The organism is Shewanella corallii, from assembly GCF_023349125.1.
GTDB lineage: Bacteria > Pseudomonadota > Gammaproteobacteria > Enterobacterales > Shewanellaceae > Shewanella > Shewanella corallii.
The window spans coordinates 1-21,003 of record NZ_JAKIKT010000016.1 but is presented as its reverse complement, the minus strand read 5'-3'; the positions used below and the strand labels follow the sequence as shown (position 1 = coordinate 21,003).

The 21,003-nt window shown below is 47.8% G+C and carries 18 protein-coding genes; 8 read left to right on the top strand and 10 right to left on the bottom strand.

Annotated elements, in window-relative coordinates; all coding sequences use genetic code 11:
- Positions 1 to 54: 54 nt before the first annotated feature.
- Positions 55 to 1,059: a GlxA family transcriptional regulator gene (locus L2725_RS22395; protein WP_249251024.1), complete on the bottom strand. Its 1,005-nt coding sequence runs from the start codon at positions 1,057 to 1,059 to the stop codon at positions 55 to 57.
- Positions 1,060 to 1,160: 101 nt separating this feature from the next.
- Here L2725_RS22395 and L2725_RS22390 point away from each other — a divergent pair, with 101 nt between their 5' ends.
- Both L2725_RS22390 and L2725_RS22385 read left to right on the top strand, forming a co-directional pair.
- Positions 1,161 to 1,346 carry a hypothetical protein gene (locus tag L2725_RS22390; protein WP_115136656.1) on the top strand — a complete coding sequence of 62 codons (186 nt, stop codon included), beginning with the start codon at positions 1,161 to 1,163 and terminating at the stop codon, positions 1,344 to 1,346.
- Positions 1,343 to 1,630, top strand: coding sequence for a DUF1330 domain-containing protein (locus L2725_RS22385; RefSeq protein WP_249251021.1), 288 nt, complete (start codon positions 1,343 to 1,345; stop codon positions 1,628 to 1,630). The genes L2725_RS22390 and L2725_RS22385 overlap by 4 nt, the downstream gene beginning before the upstream one ends.
- A gap of 226 nt (positions 1,631 to 1,856) precedes the next feature.
- Here L2725_RS22385 and mog read toward each other — a convergent pair whose 3' ends face one another.
- Entirely contained in the window at positions 1,857 to 2,390 is a 534-nt protein-coding gene (gene mog, locus L2725_RS22380; protein WP_249251020.1) for a molybdopterin adenylyltransferase, read from the bottom strand.
- Positions 2,391 to 2,726: 336 nt separating this feature from the next.
- Between mog and L2725_RS22375 the strand changes: the two genes are divergently transcribed.
- Positions 2,727 to 4,043, top strand: coding sequence for an anaerobic C4-dicarboxylate transporter (locus L2725_RS22375; RefSeq protein WP_249251019.1), 1,317 nt, complete (start codon positions 2,727 to 2,729; stop codon positions 4,041 to 4,043).
- A 76-nt stretch (positions 4,044 to 4,119) separates the two neighbouring features.
- On the opposite strand, the gene L2725_RS22370 is transcribed toward L2725_RS22375, so the two are convergent.
- Both L2725_RS22370 and L2725_RS22365 read right to left on the bottom strand, forming a co-directional pair.
- Positions 4,120 to 5,904 carry an alpha-1,3-galactosidase-related protein gene (locus L2725_RS22370; RefSeq protein WP_249251018.1) on the bottom strand — a complete coding sequence of 595 codons (1,785 nt, stop codon included), beginning with the start codon at positions 5,902 to 5,904 and terminating at the stop codon, positions 4,120 to 4,122.
- A gap of 32 nt (positions 5,905 to 5,936) precedes the next feature.
- Positions 5,937 to 7,025, bottom strand: coding sequence for a right-handed parallel beta-helix repeat-containing protein (locus L2725_RS22365; protein ID WP_249251017.1), 1,089 nt, complete (start codon positions 7,023 to 7,025; stop codon positions 5,937 to 5,939).
- 560 nt (positions 7,026 to 7,585) lie between these two features.
- Here L2725_RS22365 and L2725_RS22360 point away from each other — a divergent pair.
- Positions 7,586 to 11,614 carry a hypothetical protein gene (locus L2725_RS22360; protein ID WP_249251016.1) on the top strand — a complete coding sequence of 1,343 codons (4,029 nt, stop codon included), beginning with the start codon at positions 7,586 to 7,588 and terminating at the stop codon, positions 11,612 to 11,614.
- 2 nt (positions 11,615 to 11,616) lie between these two features.
- Here L2725_RS22360 and L2725_RS22355 read toward each other — a convergent pair whose 3' ends face one another.
- From L2725_RS22355 to L2725_RS22340, 4 genes are all read right to left on the bottom strand, one after another.
- Positions 11,617 to 12,801: a BaiN/RdsA family NAD(P)/FAD-dependent oxidoreductase gene (locus L2725_RS22355; RefSeq protein WP_249251015.1), complete on the bottom strand. Its 1,185-nt coding sequence runs from the start codon at positions 12,799 to 12,801 to the stop codon at positions 11,617 to 11,619.
- Positions 12,802 to 12,876: 75 nt separating this feature from the next.
- A complete protein-coding gene (gene gpsA / locus L2725_RS22350; protein ID WP_115136661.1) occupies positions 12,877 to 13,893 on the bottom strand; it encodes an NAD(P)H-dependent glycerol-3-phosphate dehydrogenase in 1,017 nt (338 codons plus the stop codon).
- Positions 13,894 to 13,899: 6 nt separating this feature from the next.
- Positions 13,900 to 14,385, bottom strand: a complete 486-nt coding sequence (gene secB, locus L2725_RS22345; RefSeq protein WP_115136662.1) for a protein-export chaperone SecB — start codon at positions 14,383 to 14,385, stop codon at positions 13,900 to 13,902.
- 177 nt (positions 14,386 to 14,562) lie between these two features.
- Entirely contained in the window at positions 14,563 to 14,997 is a 435-nt protein-coding gene (locus L2725_RS22340; protein WP_115136663.1) for a rhodanese-like domain-containing protein, read from the bottom strand.
- A gap of 285 nt (positions 14,998 to 15,282) precedes the next feature.
- Here L2725_RS22340 and gpmM point away from each other — a divergent pair, with 285 nt between their 5' ends.
- The 4 genes from gpmM to L2725_RS22320 are packed head-to-tail and all read left to right on the top strand — an operon-like array spanning position 15,283 to position 19,975.
- Positions 15,283 to 16,827 (top strand): 2,3-bisphosphoglycerate-independent phosphoglycerate mutase, encoded by a 1,545-nt coding sequence (gene gpmM, locus L2725_RS22335; RefSeq protein ID WP_249251014.1) that lies wholly within the window; start codon positions 15,283 to 15,285, stop codon positions 16,825 to 16,827.
- Positions 16,828 to 16,837: 10 nt separating this feature from the next.
- A complete protein-coding gene (locus L2725_RS22330) occupies positions 16,838 to 17,971 on the top strand; it encodes a murein hydrolase activator EnvC family protein (protein ID WP_428985313.1) in 1,134 nt (377 codons plus the stop codon).
- A 36-nt stretch (positions 17,972 to 18,007) separates the two neighbouring features.
- Entirely contained in the window at positions 18,008 to 19,210 is a 1,203-nt protein-coding gene (locus L2725_RS22325; protein ID WP_249251011.1) for a S41 family peptidase, read from the top strand.
- 12 nt (positions 19,211 to 19,222) lie between these two features.
- Positions 19,223 to 19,975, top strand: coding sequence for a divergent polysaccharide deacetylase family protein (locus tag L2725_RS22320; RefSeq protein ID WP_428985312.1), 753 nt, complete (start codon positions 19,223 to 19,225; stop codon positions 19,973 to 19,975).
- On the opposite strand, the gene L2725_RS22315 is transcribed toward L2725_RS22320, so the two are convergent.
- The gene (locus L2725_RS22315; protein ID WP_249251007.1) at positions 19,953 to 20,408 is read right to left on the bottom strand and encodes an Rrf2 family transcriptional regulator; all 456 of its coding nucleotides are present in this window, start codon (positions 20,406 to 20,408) and stop codon (positions 19,953 to 19,955) included. The genes L2725_RS22320 and L2725_RS22315 overlap by 23 nt on opposite strands.
- A 1-nt stretch (position 20,409) precedes the next feature.
- Positions 20,410 to 20,664, bottom strand: coding sequence for a YkgJ family cysteine cluster protein (locus L2725_RS22310; protein ID WP_249251006.1), 255 nt, complete (start codon positions 20,662 to 20,664; stop codon positions 20,410 to 20,412).
- Between the last annotated feature and the right edge of the window lie 339 nt (positions 20,665 to 21,003).

Sequence of the window (21,003 nt, the reverse complement as noted above, 5' to 3'; positions counted from 1 at the left end):
GAAGAATCAAAAGCGCAGCATTGACTGCGCTTTTTGTTGTCAGCCAGGCCGCTGTCAGCAACAGGTGTGGCTGTTAAACTTGGCGCGGTATGCTCTGGGGGATAATGAGGTTTGTTGCTGGAACAGCTTCCGAAATGAAGCAGAGTCGCCATAGCCAACCCGGTCGATAATCTGCTCTAAAGCCATATCTGTGGTCTCCAACAGACGCTTGGCTTCATCAATTCTCAGCTTTTGCCAATAGCTGCCCGGCGTTTCATTCAGAGCACTCTTAAAACGTCGGATCAGGGTGCGCTTGCCCATGGCAAACTGCCCGGCCAGCTCATCCAGATTTATCTGGCTGGTCAGGTTTTGCTGCATCCACTCCTGCACCGCCTGCACCTGACTGTCCTGATGCTGCTCCAATTGAAATGACATGGTCATAAAAGGTTGCTGTGAGCTGCGGTTGGGCGCCACCAGCAGTACCTTGGACAGCTGATGTGCGACCTGCACCCCGGCCAATTGTTCCACCATATGCAGCGCCAGACTCAGGCAGGAACTGGTCGCCCCGGCAGTATGAAACTGGCAGTCACTGACCACCAGCGAATCCATACACAAGTGGGCTTGGGGAAAGCGCTGCTTAAACAGCTCTGTCAGCCACCAGACTGTGGTGGTCTTAACCCCATTCATCAAGCCGGTGGAAGCCAGCACCAAGGTTCCGGAACAATAGGCCGCTATCGGCTTACCGGTTTTGGCGTAATCTGTCAGGGGCACCACAAAAGGTGCAAAGGCGCGCTGGAACGCCATCAATTCGGATTCATCAGTCACAAAGGCTGAAGCCAGCAATACCGCATCAGCCTGATTGAGATCCGTCTCTTTTATACCTGTGGCCGGAATTTGAAATCCCTGATTGGTCAGCGCTGGCTCACCATCCGGACTGACCACATGCACATGAAACAGATCATTTTCGGCCTCGGGATGAATACGTTTCCAATACACATTGCAGAAGCTGAATACGTCAAGAAAGCTACTGATACCGCTGGCAACCACATTACCGGCAGCAAGAATCATCACTGTCTTCATCTTTCACCTGTCACTTTTCACCATAATATTGTCAATAATGACACTCACAGCCTGTTTGTCCAGTTTCTATACTGTTTCCATCAGGCATCAGGAGGTGAAACATGCTGAGCAAATATCAAAGAGGGTTAATATCGTTGGGCTATCTGGCAATCAGTTGGAGCCTGTTGCTGTGGTTGCATATGAACATCGAGCCTAATGTGTTCGCCCATATGGTGGCGATTCCGGTATTGATGCTGGGCACTGGGGTATCGGCCTGGCGTTTCTACAACAAGCACTGTTGTGAATGAAGACGTTACTGCTGATTCAAGCGAGAGTATGGAGTCTTGGCTGGACTAAGGACTACTTCAACAACGTCCCCGGTCTGATGCATGAATACGGAGGTCAATACATTCTGAAGGCAACAAAGCTTGAATTGGTCGAAGGAGAAGATGAGCCGTGGCAACAGCTATTGATAGCTGAATTTCCAACACCTGAATCTGCCAAAGCCTTTTATTCAAGCGCCGCTTATGAGTCATGGAAAGCCTTACGCCAGAAACACGGGGAATATCGAATTCAACTGGTGTCAGGCTAAAACAAAAGGGTTCCCTCGTGAGGGAACCCTTTTAGATTATGTCTCGGCTGCAAAGGTAAAATGCCTGAGCTAAGTCGCTGCACAGAACCAGACAGCTTAATGACTGAGGTTTGGCATTTCTGGCATCTGGGATTATTTAGCCTTTGGACGGAACGGCTTAATCACTTCTTCGTTGCATTCTCAGTACTTGGATCAGCGGCCTTCCATCAAATCGATCGCTATTCAGCTATTTAGCCTTAGGCCGGAATGGCTTAATCACTTCTTCGTCGCATTCCAAAAACGGGCCTTCCATCAGGTCGATGCAGTAAGGAATGGCCGGGAATACGGCATCCAAACATTCACGAATAGACTTGGGCTTACCAGGCAGGTTAACGATAAGGGTATCGTCACGCAGGCCTGCAGTCTGGCGGGACAGAATGGCGGTAGGTACAAACTTCAGCGACTCGGCGCGCATCAGTTCACCAAAGCCCGGCATCATACGGTCACATACAGCTTCGGTCGCTTCAGGCGTCACATCACGCTTGGCCGGACCGGTACCACCGGTAGTCACAATCAGGCAGCACTCTTGCTCATCGGCCATCTTGATCAGCGTCGCTTCAATCACATCCTGCTCATCCGGGATCACCTCATAAACAGGTTCCCACTCTGACGTCAGGTAATCATTCAGGGTATCGATAATAGCTTTACCCGAAATATCCTCATAAACACCGGCGCTGGCGCGGTCGCTGACGGTCACAATACCGATTTTGGCTTTAGCCATGATTGCTGTCCTTTGACTGGTTTTTCGTTGAATGTGAGGAATCATACCCAATGTCGATCTTTGCCGATAGAGCGCCACTGAGGCTTTTTACTCTGCTGTGGCAAATACCAAGATGCCAGCGGATTCAATACGCTTTAGCTGATATCGCACCCTGCGTTGGCTCACAAAACAGACAACAAGCTAACCTACTGTCACGTTTCGATTTTTTAGCAATCGCTGGATAACTCAAGCTGTGATCACCTGCAGGTTTCCATGATCTCCGGTTGGATATAACCAGCTAATGGCAGGCGGTGAAGAGCCGTCTTCAATATTGAGCTGAAACAGGGAGAATCAGCCATGTTCTATGTCCATATGCTGTTGTTATTGGCGGTAATCTTTATCGGTATCCGCTATGGAGGGGTGGCCTTCGGCCTGTTCGGTGGCCTGGGTGTATCCATTATGGCGTTTGTATTCGGCATCGCCCCTGGGTCACCGCCGGTCACGGTTATGCTGATTATTCTGGCTGTGGTCGCGGCATCCGCCACGCTGGAAGCCACCGGTGGCCTCAAGCTGCTGGTGAAATTTGCCGAAAAGCTGCTGCGCAAACACCCGGACCATATTGTATTCCTCGGCCCACTTTGTACCTATTTCCTCACCGTGTTAGTGGGTACCGGCCACTCAGTTTATCCGCTGCTACCTGTTATCTATGACGTTGCCTACAAAAAAGGCATTCGCCCGGAACGCCCTATGGCTATTGCCACTGTGGCGTCACAGATGGGTATCACCGCCAGCCCGATTGCAGCAGCTGCCGCCGTGGTGATTGCCACTTCGATGGAAAACGGCCTTGAATTGAGTCTTATCAGCGTACTGCTGGTGACCATTCCAGCTACATTGACCGGCGTGCTGGTTGCCTGTGCCTGGAGTCTCAAGCGGGGTAAAGATCTGGATAAAGACCCAGAATTCCAGGCCAGACTGCAGGACCCCGAGTTTAAGGCTTCTTTGGTGGATGCAGATATTGAACACACCAATAAAGATGGTAAAGACCCTATCGCCAGTCGCGGTCTGACCGTGTTCCTGCTGGGTATTCTGATGGTGATTGTGGTGGCCATGTTTGGCGACGTGTTACTGCCGGAAAAGGTGGGTATGTCCAAAGCCATTCAGTTTCTGATGCTGGCGGTAGGTGGCATTATCCTGCTGGTGACCAATATCGACCCCAAGAAGATTGTCAGCAGCAACGTGTTCAGCGCGGGGATGACTGCCGTGGTGATCATCTTCGGTATTGCCTGGCTCAGCGACACCATTATCGGTCATCATAAATCCTATCTGGTGAGCCAGATAAGCGATATGGTTAACCTCTATCCCTGGACCTTTGCCATCGCGATGTTTGTGGTGTCGGCCTTCCTCAAGAGTCAGGCTGCTGTGTTAACCATTATGCTGCCATTGGGTTTCTCGCTGGGTATTCCACCTGCCGTGCTGATCGGTGTGCTGCCAGCCTGTTACGCTTACTTCTTCTTCCCCTTCTACCCAAGCGATCTGGCTGCTATCAGCTTTGACCGTACCGGTACCACACGTATCGGTAAGTACATTTTGAATCACAGCTTCCTGATGCCCGGCTTTATCGGGGTGATTGTGGCGACAACCACAGGTTACTTCATCTCTATGGCGATTAACTGATCCCGTCATCCGCGGCTTGCTGATAATCAAAAGGCCCACTGCACAGTGGGCCTTACTCTTCATCCGTTCCTATCCTTCAATGCTGAAGGCTTGCCTGACTGGTCTCATCCAGCTGCAACAGAGTCACGACCTGTCCCTGATAGTCATTATCCTTGATCGTCAGCCGATGGCTGTTGGTGAATTCAAATACTGGAGCATTCGGGTGAAGCGGAGGTCTGTTTGTATCTGACACCTTCACTATCCGGTTGCCCGTGACTGTCATGCCATCAACCCTGTCGGCCCAAACAACTCTGTTATCAAAGGTCAGAATATCGTTATCGATAAACCGGATGTTGCTGTCAAAAGCCTGAGTAGCGTCGAAGCCTCTGCCCAGCCTCGGGGTGATATACACCACAGCATGCTCTTTACCCGAGTATGCACAGTGCTCGAACCTGTTATTGCGGATAGTCACATCCTCAACCGCACCGGATTCATACCAGTAGAAGCTCTCGCCGCGCAGGAAAATGCAGGACATCATGGAGTAAAAGCGATTGCCTTCAACCAGGATTGGCTCAGGCGTTTTCAGTACGATACTTCTGGCTCTGTGATCGCCAATTTCACTGTTACGCAGGGTAAAGGCAGGGTTCCAGGTTTTGTTTTCCAGCAGATCTCCCACTTTTAGGTTCGCCGGCAGGGGTTGCTCAAATCTAAGCTCAACAAATTGTTCATTGATGGGATTTACGGCAATCACACGATTCATTGTTTGCCGTGCTATATCCGGCTGATGGATAAACCAGACCTCATCCCCTGCAGCGGCAAATTCAAAACCCTGCTGCTCAAAATGCATCAATTCAGCGATAAGGGTATGTTTATCAGTTAACTTATTTACGGTCACATAGGTGCCGTGGACATTAACGCCATCGTCCAACATGTTCTCGAAACGACTGTTTTCAATCAGAATATTACCGCCACAATTGGCAAAATGGGTGGCATCTGCGGTGGAGGAAACCACCCGGGTTCCGTGCTGCTCATCTTTCAGTACCACGGCGCTGTTGAGGATTTGGATATCTTTGGACCGCTCAAACAGAAACCCCATTCCCAGAGCATGGTGCACTTTAACGCCATCTATCAGAATATTACTGGAGTTACGTACCTGAAAAGCCGGTGCATATCTGTCGTTGTGGCGGTCTCCTTTTGAGTTCCACCACATGCCCACCTCAGGATAGTGCTTCAACTTTTCATGGAGCCGAAAAACACCCTTACCACGCTTTTCAACCCGGGAAGGCTTACTTTTGAAATCCCATGCACCATGGACAACCCGTTTCTTATCTGGGTAGAAGTAAAGAGTTGAGCCAAGATATTGATAGTTAAACCCATCCACATTGGGAAACGTCAACTCTCCCCCGACAAGCTTGTAACTGTTTCCCGGCAGAGGCTTCAAATCAACCCATCCCTGACGGGAGTCAACACCCACCACTTCAGCAGTAAAAGTGAAGGGAATATCCCAGTCGATAGATAAATTTCGCACTGTCACCTTGTTGTTCCGGTAGAACTGGAAAGGAGCGACCTGACCATGGAATATCAATTCAGCGCCATTGCCCTCTATCTCAACAGAATCAAAACCCTGCAGCGTAAAAATCCCCTTCTTTACGCCATTGCCATGATTGGTAATGACCCGGTACGAAGACTCAGCATAGTCCGGCAGAAACTGATAACGCCCCGGCTTAAGCACTATGCGTACATGGGGACCTGTCACCGTCGCCAGCGCCTTGCGCAATACCGGCGTCATATCATCAGCAACAGGCTCCAGCTCCAGCACCTCCAAAGCAAAGCCCTTTCCCGTACAGAAACAGAATAAAAGACACGCCAGCAACACTCTCATCCAGGGTTCCCTTTCAATTTGATTTAACTGGCTCAATCACACTCAGCTATCGTCACCGGCTCTTGCTTATCATTTTCAATCACACCGTTGGTTACACTGATATTGGAACCACAAAGGTTTCGCGCCTTTGATGTCACCAGAATACTGCGGGCAAAAGCATTGTTGCTTTTGAGATTTTCCAGTCTCACATTGTTCACGTTGAACAGGGCGATATTGTCATCGCCAGTGGATTCCAGGCGGCAGTTTTTCACCAGAATGTTATTGGCAGGCAGGTCATCGGGTTGATTCAGTTGAATACCACCGCCACTGGCTGACAGTATGGGGGTTTGATCGAACCTGGGTTTGGCCCGGGCGATCAGGCAATTACTGATAGTGATATCGTTAAAGGCATATCGAGTGCCGTCGGCCAGGGTCGTTCCTCTGATAATCCCTCTGGTACTGTGCGTCCATTTAATATCGTCCATTGTCAGCCGCTCACCCCCGCGAAACTCATAGGGAAAGCCTGACTTTTTGGCTTTTATGGCCACATAACTTCCCTTGCTGTACCCCTTGCCCTCCAGATCCAGCTTCTTATTGGCCAGATAAAACTTCCACTGCCGTCCCTTAACATGTTCGGGAGGATAAGGCGCCCCATCCCTGTATCCATACTTCACCTGATCATTATCGGTCAGTATGATTAAAGGGTCAGTGGTACTATTGGTCGCTCTTCTTAAATAGTGGCCAAGATCCTTGTATCGCCATAGAAAATCTGGCTTTGGAAAGCCACGGTGGATTTTTATCACTACCTCACCCGGAGCCGTGCTGACCACCTCTCCCTGAGTGGCGGAATAATGCTCACGGGTAAAATGTAATCCCTGCAGGGTCAGCCCCTTAATCATCTTTCCGTACACAGCAGACTGTTCGAAGTCAGTAAAAACCAATGTGGTCTTCCCTCTGCCAGCGCCCTTAAGTACCAAGCTGCCATCACTGTCCGTTTCAAGACCATTGAACATCAAGGTTCCCTTTTGATCTGTATTGGAATCCAGATCGAAACGCCCCGCCGGCAGGAGAATCGTTGCGGTACTATTGCTGTTGCCGTTCTCTTTCAAGTAACTGATTGCTTGTTGAATTTTGCTGTTCAAGTTTGTGGTATTCACCTCATCAGAGGCTAAAACCCACTCTTTATCAGCCGCGCTGGAAGTAGTGGTACAGGACATGCCGCTCAGAAATATGCCTGAGACAAGAAAGAGTGAAAATGATCGCTTTGGACAGAACATATCAGTATCCCCTTTAGGTAACTGACATCCGAACCTAACACTTATTTGTAGTATAAATAAGCTTTTTACATTGATTTACAGTCAGAAGACGAAACATGACCACAATACCCTCAGCAAGACGGTAATCAGCGACATGTAGTAAAAATTGGGAACGTTGACTTACTCATCAAAGCATAGTGAGCAGGCTGCACATTTCACGAGATGCTCAATCCGGACAGTTTGTATCGAAGTGTATGAAAATTAGTTGACCATAATGTTCATCCGTACTCAGATGGCGACCATAGCCCTATGACAATGGTAAAAAATTAAGTTCTTATGCTTAGCTGGAGTAAACAGTCCTAATTTGGAAAACGGAAAGTTATACAATTGATATTTAACCAGCCAAGGAGTAGGTTAAGCAAATGCTTAAGTAGAAAGCACTTATCATGAATACCTCCAGCAACACAAAAAAGCCCCATAATTTAAGTGCTTACATAGTACTCATTGTTGCTGCAGTGCTTTCATACTATGTCTACCTCACCTATAAAAAAAATCTAGAAACCCAGATAAATATTGATTACTTTCGCCAGCTTTCAGAGGCTGAAGATAGTCTCAACATGCAATTAAGCCGAATTAAGGCACTCACACTGTATGAAGATACACAAGCTCTAAAAAATCAATTTAATAGTTATAAAGGAGAAAGTGGATGCGAAGAAGCCTTTACTAAACCACAGGATAACGAACCACAAAAGTCAGGAGATATAGGTTCAACCACTAGCATAGAAGCTGGCAAAATAACTATCCATAACAAGCCTAGAGAGTTGCCAATAATAAGCTCATCAAAATTAGGGGAGATTGGTGTTGTAATAGCCATAAATGCTAACAACCAAGTCTGCATAAGAAATTCAAAAGGTAAATATAGCCTTATAGAATTAAGTGAAATCCTACACCAAATAGAGAGTAATTTTGATGACCTTTTACTGGCTAAGGGAAATAATCAAATTTTAGCCAACTCCAATAGCTATGGTGTCCATAATATTGTAGCTCTTTCTAACTTAATAAAACAGAAAGAAGAAAACCATAACACTGGCTCCTTGGCTTCTCTATTTTCAAGCCCCCCATCAAAAAAAGGGGAAGAAGATTACTCTATAGAGCAAACAGGTTTTACCGATACTCTTCTTGGCGGCCAAAAAACTCGAGTCTTTTTTCACCCGGTAAAATTAGGTGAAATTTCAGGCGAGCAAAAGTACTTTTTAATCGCCACACTTACCCACAGCCAATTGAAAAGTCGGGACCCCTTGGAGCATAATCTTCCGTTAATGATTAGTGGAATATTTATTCTGGCAGCTATATGGGTGTTTACTCAATTGTGGCTCTATGAAATAAACAAAAGTATGCCTAAGCCATTACGAAGAGCTGCAACTTTTATATTGTATTCACTCCTCATCACTTCTGTGTGCTTCACACTAACCCAAAGCGCCAAGTTAAGGCTCATTGAACAGCGACAATCGCAGGCTGAGAAACTGTTAGAAAGCTTAAATAACGGTCTCAGAAATGAGTTATCTAAATCAATAGAGATATTACTTAGTGACAAGGATTTTTATGACGATCCAAATAGTAAAACCCCTTACAACCCGTTAGTTTATAGAGTACAAGGAGACAACAAAAACAGAATAGAAGATCAAAATAACATCTCGAATAGCATTAAAAACTCACATAAAAAAAGCATTGCACTCGTGGGAAAGGAAATCACACTTAAGGAAACTACCAATGATAAAGAAATAAATAAAACTATATACATTTCAAAACATGTTGAGAAGTTGTCCAACGAAAAACCCATACTAACCTATAGTTTTTTTGATAATGACGAAGGAAGGAGTCTTAAATCCATAAACAGTAATAAAAGGCACCTCTCAGAATACCCCATACTAATCACTAGCTTTTTAGCTAATAATGAAGGAAAGAGTCTGATATCCATAAACCGTCATGAAAAACCACTCACAACTAATATTTTTGTTTCTCATCGAGATTATTTCAAAGAGATACAGAGAGGTAATGGTTGGCAACTTGCCAGCGAAGGACAGAAAGTCTACTTGCAACGCTTATACAATATCGGCGATGGGAGTTTAGGCACGACCATAAGCACTAATGCAGAAACCTCAGGCTATGTTATAGGAGCCGATATATATCTGCCAACTACGTTTAACCTTAATAGTGATAACAATAGTATTATCTCTGATGCCAGCATAATATTAGTTAACCAATATACAGGCGAAGTGCTTTTTCACAGCGATAATAATCGCAGTCTAAAAGAGAATCTGCTAACCCTTAACAATACGACTACACATCTATTCTCAAGTTGGTTGACTGGTCAAAACCCACAGCCGCTTGCTGGTTACTACCATGGGTATAGTGGTTACTACCTCCAACATAAATTCGCATTATCTGAAGATAATAAATACCCTAGCCCTTTTACCTTGGTAGCCTTCCTACCGAATACCAATGTCAATGCCTTTGCCACCAACCATTATATCTACCTGTTAGTATCTATTGTTATCCTTGTGGTTGGGACACAACTACTTGCCTGGATAATAAAATTGAGTGCTTTAAGACTTTGTAATATGGGGCATACAACTATAGGTAATAAATTACTTAAACGAGTTAATGGTGATAGCTGGCTTTACCTCGTGCAGTTACCTGTGATTACCAGCTTAATACTTTTTATTTTACTTGAAGCTTTCTACCAGCTTCATTGGGGTGTCTGGTTAGCATTTTTTCTCATGTCAATCATATTTATTATGATTTGCTTATCTTTTTCAATAAAGAAGAGAGGCGGAAAACAAGTACTAGATAACCTGAAGTCAGACTTAACCTCACAAATATCAGGCACCTCTTTCGTTTTAACCTGTTTATTATTTACAGCTATTATTCTACCAAGCTATAAAAGCTCACAGATTATCTTTCAAGGCCATCAAGAGACGCTAGCCGTACAGAACAATCAACAGAATAGAACCGAAATTCTTGGCTTTTTCAGAGAGTTCTATCCTAACAGCTTAGCCCACTGTATCAGCCAAGATAACTGTGGATGGTTAAAAGATCTTCAACAGCAATCACCAACCGAAGCCGGCGATTTAACGATACATACAAGACTAAGCCTATACAAAAATTATCTGGATAACATGCTCAGCTCATCGATAAAGCAGTTTGTATGTTTTATTAAATTTCAAAGCTGTCCAAATGGCAATAACACTGCTAAAAGCTACGGGTCATTACTGCAGATTTTAATTAGCCTTGGGATTATAGGCTTTTGGTTGTTAATATTTATAACTTGGGTCAGACCTAGATTACATCTAACTCGTGATATTAAGAAGTATCTACACACGCTAAAGCAAATAAATACTGGCGCTAGCCAGCATGAGAAGAATAAGGCCCAAAACCTCTGTAATGGCCTAGTCTTGAAATTAGGTTTAACCAAACGAGATGGAGGACTGCTTACTGTAAAACTAAGAACTAATACGGCATATCCATATAATTTGATTGCTAAATACCTCAATGACCATAAGGACGTCACAGGCTTAACACTTCCAAATCTTAAGGCAACTTATACAAAGGATAGTCACCAGTTCGATTTGTGGGATATGGAGATTTGTTTAGAAACCCAACCGAATCGTAATCAATTACTTTCACTGATCGAGTACCTTAAAGAACTTAACGACACATATAATCTTAAGGTGGTATTACATTGTTCAAGCTCCACGTTTCACAAGTTAAAATGGTACGATGAACTGCTCACCGAGCAATTACGTGCTGCTCCATCGGAATATGATAACGCCGTTGGGCATCATGATATGCTTGCATGGTCTGAGTGTTTAATGGACTTTAACCTTGAACTAGATGAAGGGATAGAAGGTTTTTACCATGGACTAAACAAACAAATAGCTCAGGACGAACAGGACGCCTTACCTGAGTTAGCCGCACTTGATATCAAAACTGAGCTATTTAAGGGTACAGTGACAAAAAGCTCAACAGCACATACATACAGTTATCTGCTCCACTGTTTTGAAGCCACTTACAGATACAAATGGGAAAACTGTAATGATAAAGAGAAGCTGGCGCTCTACTACCTTACTCAGGGCAAACAGATCAACCCACAAAATAAGCATTTAATCAGCTTACTCGGACAAAAAGGATTGATAGCCCTTGATGCTAATGACATAGATCTGAAGTTAATTAATAACACATTCAAAATTTTTGTACGTAATGCTGAGTCTAAAGAGGTTTTCGAAGCATTAATTCGCCGCGCAGAGGCAGGGACATGGAAAAACTTCCGCCTCCCATTTACTCTGTTGATCTTGATGGCTGTAATTGGACTCGCACTCACTTCTGGTCAGTCAATATTCATTTTATTAGGGGGTGTTAGTGCTGCACTATCTTCCATAGCGAGCATCAGGTCTAACTTTGGTTTGATGAGATAGATTTACACCATCTCACCCGCCGCATAACCTGAGCTCCAGGCCCATTGGAAATTATAGCCTCCCAACCAGCCACTGACGTCCATCACTTCGCCGATAAAGTAAAGTCCGGGCACCTTCTTGGCTTCCATGGTTTTGGAAGACAGTTCGTCGGTGTCCACCCCACCCAGAGTGACCTCGGCAGTGCGGTAGCCTTCGGTACCATTGGGAGCGATTTGCCAATGATGCAGATAGTCTGCAAGCTGCTGAACTTCGCCCTTCCCCAACTGGTTCAGATTCTTGTCCGGCAGCGCGCCCAACTCCATCAAACGTTCCACTAAACGCTTGGGCAGCAGTCGACTCAATGCATTCTTAAATGACAGTTTTGGTGATTCATGAGTGATTGTTTTGCACCACTCAACAAAATCCAGTTCAGGCAGCAGGTTAAAGCTGATCTTCTCACCCGGCTTCCAGTAGGAGGAGATCTGCAATACTGCAGGACCACTGAGGCCTCTGTGAGTAAACAGCATAGCCTCTTTGAACTGCTTGCCGCATTCAGCAGTAGCAGTCACGGGCAGGGCAATACCCGACAGCTCTTCATACTTTTCTTTATCTTCCGGCTGCAGGGTAAAGGGCACCAAACCTGCTGTGGTTGGCAGCAACTTAAGGCCAAACTGCTCTGCCACCTTATAACCAAATGGGGTCGCCCCCAGTTTCGGCATAGACAGTCCGCCAGTAGCAATCACCAAAGAGTCACACTGATAACGGCCCTCGGAGGTTTCCAGCGCAAAGCCCTGCTCCAACCTGTCGATATTCAGGATTTCGGTACGCAGCTGAGTAGTTACTCCCGCCCAGTCGCATTCAGTGGTAAGCATGCTGACGATATCCTTGGCGGATTCGTTGCAGAACAGCTGACCCAGGGTCTTTTCATGAAACTCGATGCCATGGCGCTCCACCATGCCAATAAAGTCCCATTGGGTATAACGAGCCAGCGCGGACTTGACGAAATGGCTGTTGCGGCAAAGGTAAGCACTGGTTTCAATGTTCTGGTTGGTGAAGTTACAGCGGCCACCGCCACTGATCAGTATCTTGCGCCCCAGCTGTTTGGCATTGTCCAGCAACAACACACTACGGCCCCGATATCCTGCCGTCAGGGCACACATCATCCCTGCCGCACCGGCTCCGATAATGATGACATCAAACTTCTGCATTGCGCCTTTCGCCTACTTCTGGAAATAAAAAAGGGTGCTATTTTAGCACCCTTTTTCGTGAAATTTTCAGCCGTATTAACTGCCTGATGTTTCGGACTTTTTCTCGCGTGCCAACAGCTGAGCTGCAGCTTCAAACGGAGATTTGTCCTCATACAGCACCTGGTAGATCTGCTCGGTAATCGGCATCTCAACACCCAAACGCTCAGCCAGGGTATAAACCTCTTTGGTGTTGCGATAACCTTCAACCACCTGGCCAATTTCAGCCTGTGCAGTATCCACATCACAACCCTTACCCAGCGCCAATCCGAAACGACGGTTACGGGACTGGTTATCAGTACAGGTCAATACCAGATCACCCAAGCCTGCCATACCCATAAAGGTACTGCCTTTGGCGCCCAGAGCCTCACCCAAACGGGAGAGTTCAACCAGACCACGGGTAATCAATGCCGTTCTGGCGTTGGCACCAAAGCCAATACCATCGGACATACCGGCGCCAATAGCGATAACGTTCTTCACCGCGCCACCCAACTGCAGACCGATAAAGTCATCGTTGGCATATACGCGCAAACGTTTGGGGCTGTGCAGCAATTCAACCAGATCATCGGTAAATTGCTGGTCAGTACCGGCGACAGAAATAGCCGTCGGCAAACCGGCGGCCAGTTCTTTGGCAAAGGTAGGACCGGACAACACTGCCAATGGATAGCCTTCACCCAGCTCATCGCGGGCGACATCCTGCAGCAGACGGCCGGTTTCCGGCTCCAGGCCTTTAGTGGCCCAGACGATACGCGCGTCTTCACGCAGCAGCGGTTTGGCCTGGCTCAATACCAGTCCAAACACATGGCTGGGAACCACCACAAGCACATTGCGACTGGCAGCCAGTGCAGTGGCCAGATCGGCTTCAGGAGTCAGTTGCTCAGGCAACTTTATACCCGGCAGGAACTCCTGGTTCTCACCATCACGCTTGAGATTGGCAATATGTGCGGGCTCATGGCCCCACAGCACTGTCTTGTGACCATTGCTGGCCAAAGAGATCGCCAGGGCGGTGCCGTATGAGCCCGCCCCCAGTACCGTAATATCGGCAGTGTTGTTCATAGAAAATTACGCGTTGGCTTCTTCAGATTGAGCTACCTGAGCTTCGGCCTGACGCTGCTGCACATACTGGGCAAACAGGGCATCGAAGTTGACAGGAGCCAGGTTCAGCTGTGGGAAAGTACCACGGTTCACCAGGCTGCCAACCAGTTCGCGGGCATATGGGAACAGTACGTTCGGGCAGTAAGCACCCAGAGAGTGGGCCAGCTGAGGCTCGCTCAGGCCAGAGATAGAGAAGATACCGGCTTGCTGTACTTCACACAGGAAAGCAGTTTCTTCGCCGTTTTGAGCGGTTACAGTCAGAGACAGGATAACTTCATATACATCATCAGCCAGCTTGTTGCTGCGGGTGTCCAGATCCAGCTTCACCTCTGGGTTCCACTCTTTCTGGAAAACGCCTGGGCTGTTTGGAGTTTCAAAAGACACATCTTTGGTGAAGATGCGCTGAATGTTGAATTGTGGGGCTTGTTGTTCGTTATTTACTGCTTCAGCCATAGTTTCCTACCTATCCTATCTTTGTTGCGGCTTCGCGATTAAAGCCGTATTGGGCTCAGGGAGGTCATTCTCCCAATTCCTTCCCGGTTATAACGGTACATCAGTCAAAAAAACACACCAAGGATATTAATCGACTGTTATTTATGCTGGACGGCTACAGCGAGCCGTCTGCCAACCTTATCGCTTGCTTTTCTTAACAGGCAAATTAGCTGCCTGCCAGTCACCCATACCGCCTTTCAGATTCAGCAGGTTCTCAAAACCTTGCTTGGCCAAAAGCTGAGCAGCCTGTGACGAGGTCATGCCAGTGTTGCATACCAAGATAATGGGGGTGGATTTAAACTTTTCAACCGCTGACAGCTGGTTGTTTTTAATATCCGCCATTGGCACGTTGATCGCGTCAACGATATGGCCCTTCTTGAACTCTTCTTTAGAGCGCACATCAACGACCTTGGCGTTTTCGCGGTTGACCAGAATGGACAACTCCTGATTACCAATGTTTTTGATGCCGGAGACCGCGGCCTTAACCGTAGTAACAATAACTGCCACCAACAAACCTACCCACGCCAGACTCAGCATTGGGTTGGCTTTAAAAAACTCGATGTATTCTTGCATGATTCAGTGCCTGTAATAAGGGCGAGAGACATTCCGAAGGCACAGAGTATACCTACTGATATGGCAGAATGCAGCAAACTAAGGGTTTTGCAGCCGAATGCTTTGTTTCAGCTATGAATAATGCTCAACAAACCCGGTTGCCCCCACTGGTGCCAGCAAATCAGTTATCAGGCCGGTGCGATAACGGCAATCGCAGGGACTGACGTTTTCCCACCTGCCAAACCATAGTAGTATTTGAGCAATTTCAGATTCAATTTCACGCTTTAGCTTATGTAAGGAAGTTCAATGACAACAGCAAAACGTCCGCTGGCGCTTTTGATACTGGATGGATGGGGTTATCGCGAAGATACTCATCAGAACGCCGTGTATCATGCCAACACTCCGGTATTGGACAAACTGTATCAGGAGTATCCGCACTCACTGATCTCTGGCTCCGGCCTGGATGTAGGTCTGCCTGATGGTCAGATGGGTAACTCTGAAGTGGGTCATATCAATATTGGCTCAGGTCGCATTGTTTATCAGGAGCTGACCCGTATCGGCAAATCGATTCAGGATGGTGAGTTCGATGACAACCCGGCGCTGACCAAAGCTGTCGATGACGCTGTTAACGCCGGTGGCGCCGTACATATCATGGGCTTGCTGTCTCCCGGTGGTGTTCACAGCCATGAGGAACATATCGAAGCCATGTGCCGGCTGGCGGTAAAACGCGGTGCTTCCAAAGTGTACCTGCACGCCTTCCTCGATGGCCGCGACACGCCTCCCCGCAGCGCCAAAGGCAGCCTGGAGCACTTTAATCAGCTGTTTGCTGAACTGGGCCAGGGTCGAATCGCTTCTGTTGTTGGCCGCTACTACGCAATGGACAGAGACAACCGCTGGGATCGCGTTGAGCAAGCCTATGAGCTGATCACTCAAGGCATCGGCAAGTACAGCTATACCAACGCTGTCGACGCCCTTGAAGCTGCCTACGCCAGAGATGAAAACGATGAGTTCGTGGCGGCATCAGCCATTCTTGATAGTGACAATGAGGGTGCGCAACTGCAGGACAATGATACGCTGATCTTTATGAACTTCCGCGCCGACCGTGCCCGCCAGATTACCCGCGCCTTTATCAATAGCGACTTCGATGGTTTCGAACGTAAGGTTCACCCGTCGGCCAGGTTCGTCATGTTGACCGAGTATGCCGCTGATATCGATGCGCCCGTGGCTTTCCCGCCATCACAGCTGGTGAACACTCTGGGTGAAGTACTGCAAAACAGCGGTAAAACTCAGCTACGTATTTCAGAAACAGAAAAGTACGCCCACGTCACCTTCTTCTTCAACGGCGGTAAAGAACAGACCTTCGAGGGCGAAGAGCGTACCCTGATCAACTCCCCCAAAGTGGCCACCTATGACCTGCAGCCGGAGATGAGTTCAGGAGAGCTGACTGACAAATTGGTGAAAGCCATTGAATCGGCTAAGTATGATGTGATTATCTGTAACTACCCCAACGGCGACATGGTGGGGCATACGGGCAACTTTGATGCCGCAGTCAAAGCCTGTGAAGCGGTAGACAGTAGCATTGGCAGAGTGGTTGAAGCGCTGCAGAAAGTGGGCGGTGAGTGTTTGATTACTGCAGACCACGGTAACGCAGAGCAGATGGTAGACACCTCTACCGGTCAGCCCCATACCGCTCATACCAGCGAACTGGTTCCCTTTATTTATGTCGGCCGTAATGCCAGCATTCAAAGCGGTGGACGTCTCAGCGATATCGCGCCAACTATGTTGACGCTGATGGGACAACCGGTTCCGGCAGAAATGACAGGTCGCCCATTAATCACAGTTGAAGAGTAACCTGTTACCTGTGCAAAAACATACGTTAGCCAAAGCCTGCCTGATGGCAGGCTTTCTCATGTTCTCATCTGGACTGCACGCCGCCGATCTGCAGGATCGTCAGGCGGAGCTTAAGCGTCTGCAATCACAAATCAGCAAGCAACAAAGCTCATTGCAAAGTACCAGTAAACAAAGAGAGCAATTACTGTCTTTGCTTAAACAGGATGAAAAAGCTGTCGCCCGGGTTGCCCAAAAAGCCAATGAGACCCGCAAAGCACTGAAGGGTATAGACAAAGAACTTGCAGATATCGCCAGTCGTAAAATCCAATTAAATAAGCTGAGAGATACTCAGCAGGACACCCTGTCCAAACAGCTCGCCAGTGCCTACCTTGCGGGAAACCACGACTACACCAAGATGCTGCTTAATCAGCAAAACCCAGCCACCATCGAACGTATGCTGGCCTATTACCAGTACCTTAATGACGCAAGAATCCAGGCGATCACCAACCTCAAGATCACCATGGAAGAGCTGACCTCGCTTGAGGAAAGGGAACAGGAACGTAAGACCAAGCTCAATGCGCTGATGCTGGATCAACAAAAGCAGGCGGATGAGCTGGCAAAAGAGCAGGACCAGAGAGAACAGACACTGGCTCAGTTGCAGCGTGTATTGCAGGATAAAGGCGCGCATCTGGAACAGTTGCAGATTGAAGAAGCCAGCCTGAAACGCGTGCTGGACGAAGCCAAACGCGCCGTTAAACAAAGCGCATCCCTTAATGGACTGGCCAAAAGCCGGGGTAAACTCAGCTGGCCCACCAAGGGCAAGGTACGCCACAGATACGGCAGCCAACGCTCAGGGGGAATCACCTGGAAGGGCGTCATTCTCTCAGCGCCGGAAGGCCGCGAAGTTAAACCTGTGGCTCCGGGTAAGATTATCTATGCTGACTGGTTACGTGGTTTTGGTATGGTGATGGTAGTTGACCACGGCAAAGGTTACATGAGCCTTTACGGTCACGCCCAGGCTCTGCTCAAGTCAGTAGGAGAGCAAGTCAACACGGGAGACACCATCGCGCTTGTAGGGCGTTCAGGTGGACAGTCCGAGCCTGGCCTATACTTTGAGATAAGGCACAAGGGGCAAGCGATCAATCCGGCAAGATATTGTCGCTGATGATTGCAGGTCCCCTTCACTCAAATGGGGGCCTGCATGTTACCAATACTTCGCTATATCAGCTGTATCGTATTTGGACTCATGCTGGGGTTATCCATCACCCTGGCTGGCAAGGAACACGCCACCCCGAGCAACCACTATAACTTCCCATTGCTGATGGATGTTATTGAAACGGTTGAAACTTACTATGTTGATCAGATAGACAGAGAAGAGCTGATCGACGCTGCCATAGAAGGCATTTTCAGCAAACTGGATCCTTACTCAACCTTTCTTGAGCATCAGGATCTGGTCACTCTGCGGGAATCTAATCGGGGAGAATATTTCGGCTTCGGCTTCGAAATCGCCACCGAGGATGACAGCATCCGCATCGTCACCCCCTTCCCCAGCTCCCCTGCAGAACGTGCAGGAATCAAGGCGGGCGATACTATAGTCAGCCTCAACAGCAAACCAAGAAACACCGGGGACCTTAATGGGTTGCTGGAGGAGATCCGGGACGCCAGTCTACAGAGACGGACCATAAATATGGAACTTAAGCATCAGGGAACCGGTTCTGCTTATCAGGTAACACTGACGCCGGAAGTCATCCAGGTGCAATCGGTAAGCAGTGAAATATTGGATGAGCAGATTGGCTATATACGACTGTCCAGCTTCCAGGATACCTCAGCAGCAGAGATGAAAGCTGTCGTGCAGCAGTGGCAGACAACGCCCTTGCAGGGGATAGTGCTGGACCTTCGTAATAACCCCGGAGGCTTGTTGGAACAGGCAATCCAGATTGCCGATCTCTTCCTCGATGGCGGCAGAATAGTGTCGACAGAGGGCCGCTTCTTCGATGCCAACTCTGACTACTTTGCCGCTCCCGAACACTATCTTGGAGAGCTACCCATATTGGTGTTGATCAATAAAGGGTCCGCATCTGCAGCAGAGGTACTGGCAGGCGCACTGCAAGACAATACCAGAGCGACCATTATGGGTGAGCAGAGTTTTGGAAAAGGTACAGTCCAAAGCCTTATCCCAACTCTCTACTCAGGCAATGCAGTTAAACTCACCATAGCCCGATATACCACCCCAAAAGGTGAGGATATTCACGCCAAAGGAATACAGCCAGACATATTATTTCCCGCTGAGGGTGTCGCTGAGCAAAACAATGTGCATATAATCGGAACACAAGCGGCTGATGCCGGGCATGCTGTAGATTCCGATTTGCAGTTGGCAATCAGCTGGATAACACAACAAGACTAATATCCGGGTTCCGTGCGCTACATATTAATACTGATTCTGCTGATGTCAGGGATGGCATCTGCTTTTGGGGCTCAAGTCGCCCTGATAATTGATGATATAGGCTACAGGCCTACCGATAAGGCGGTGCTTTCTCTCCCCGCCGGCGTAACCCTCTCCGTTCTTCCCCACACTCCCATAGGTGCCGAGCTGGCGAAACAAGCCCATGCGAAAGGCCACGAGATTATGCTGCATCTGCCCATGCAGGCGCTTAATGGCAAAAAGCTGGGGCCCGGGGGATTAACCAATCAGATGGATGAAGTGAAGATCAAACAAGAGATCTCATCTGCGCTGGCCAGTATTCCCTATGTCAAAGGCGCTAATAATCATATGGGGAGCCTGTTGACCCAGATAGAGCAGCCAATGAACTGGGTAATGGAAGCGTTAAAGCAGCACCAGCTTTATTTTGTAGACAGTGTAACGACCAAGTACACCAGAGCAGGAAAACAAGCGGATGTTATCGGTGTACCGCTTCTGACGCGGCAGTTGTTTCTGGACAACGATACCCGGGAAGCTGCACTGGAAAAGCAATTTAATCGTATGATTGCCAAAGCTCATCAATTGGGACATTTAGTGGCAATTGCCCACCCTCACCCGGACACTATTGCTTATTTGAGGGCAAACCTTTCAAGATTGGAGCAGGAGGGTATCAGCCTGGTGCCGGCTTCATCACTCCTGCCTTATGAGTTGGCAAGAAAACAGGGGATCAGTCCAGAGATACCACTGTAGCAGCAACGCCGGGAATAAGTGTTCTCAGCTCTTGGGCGTTGGTAATGACATCTTGCAGGGTGTAATTATCCAGCACAGCCATATAGGCTTTAACCGCCTCGTTTAAAATACCCTTAAGCTGACAGCCAGGAGTCAATACACAGTAGGGCTTGTTACAATCAATCGGTGCCAGCGTATTCTCCAACTGGCGCACAACCTTACCAACATTGATCTGGTCAGCTGGCATGCCCAACCTGAAACCACCACTCTTGCCGCGTATCGTTTCCAGATACCCCAGCTTGCCCAGATGATGCACTACCTTGGATACGTGATTGGCAGACAGGTCAAACACTTCTGTAATTTCTGCAATACGGAACAACTGAGTTCTCTCAGGGTACATGGCCACATACATCAAGGTTCTAAGGCCATAATCTGTATATCGGGTTAATTGCATTTTACTGTCCGGTTGCTTGTTCCAGGGAAGTGATTAGCCACAAGGCTTCCTGATTCGTTTTACCACAAACATCAGGCGTCGCGTCAAATTCACTGCAAACCAAAGGCCTGTCACTACGGCCAAAAATCATGCAAAGATTCTCTGCAGAAAGTTGAATACAGCGTTCGCCAGCAGGCTTGCCCTGAGGCATTCCCGGAATTGGGCTACTGATAGATGGCGCGATACAACAGGCACCACACCCCAATCTACACTGCATAACAACCTCTGTTCAGTCTGATACCCGATAAAAACAGGCGCAAGATTATACAGCTAAACCCCATACGTTACAGCAACGCCACTCGGGAAATCCAAACAATTGTCGGAGATTGGGGGATAAATAGATCTACTGGATAGCTACGATAACAAGACAGTGAAAGATCAAGTGGCCTAATAAACACCAAAACAAAAAAGCCCGTTGCATCAGCAACGAGCTCTTTTTTGAATAATACCAATCCGCATTGAAGTCTGATCTAATATTGGGCAACTCAATACTTATGATTGCCTTATGAAATCTGAAACTGCCGAAAGCTTGCTTTGCCTCTCTAAAAAAGAGAAA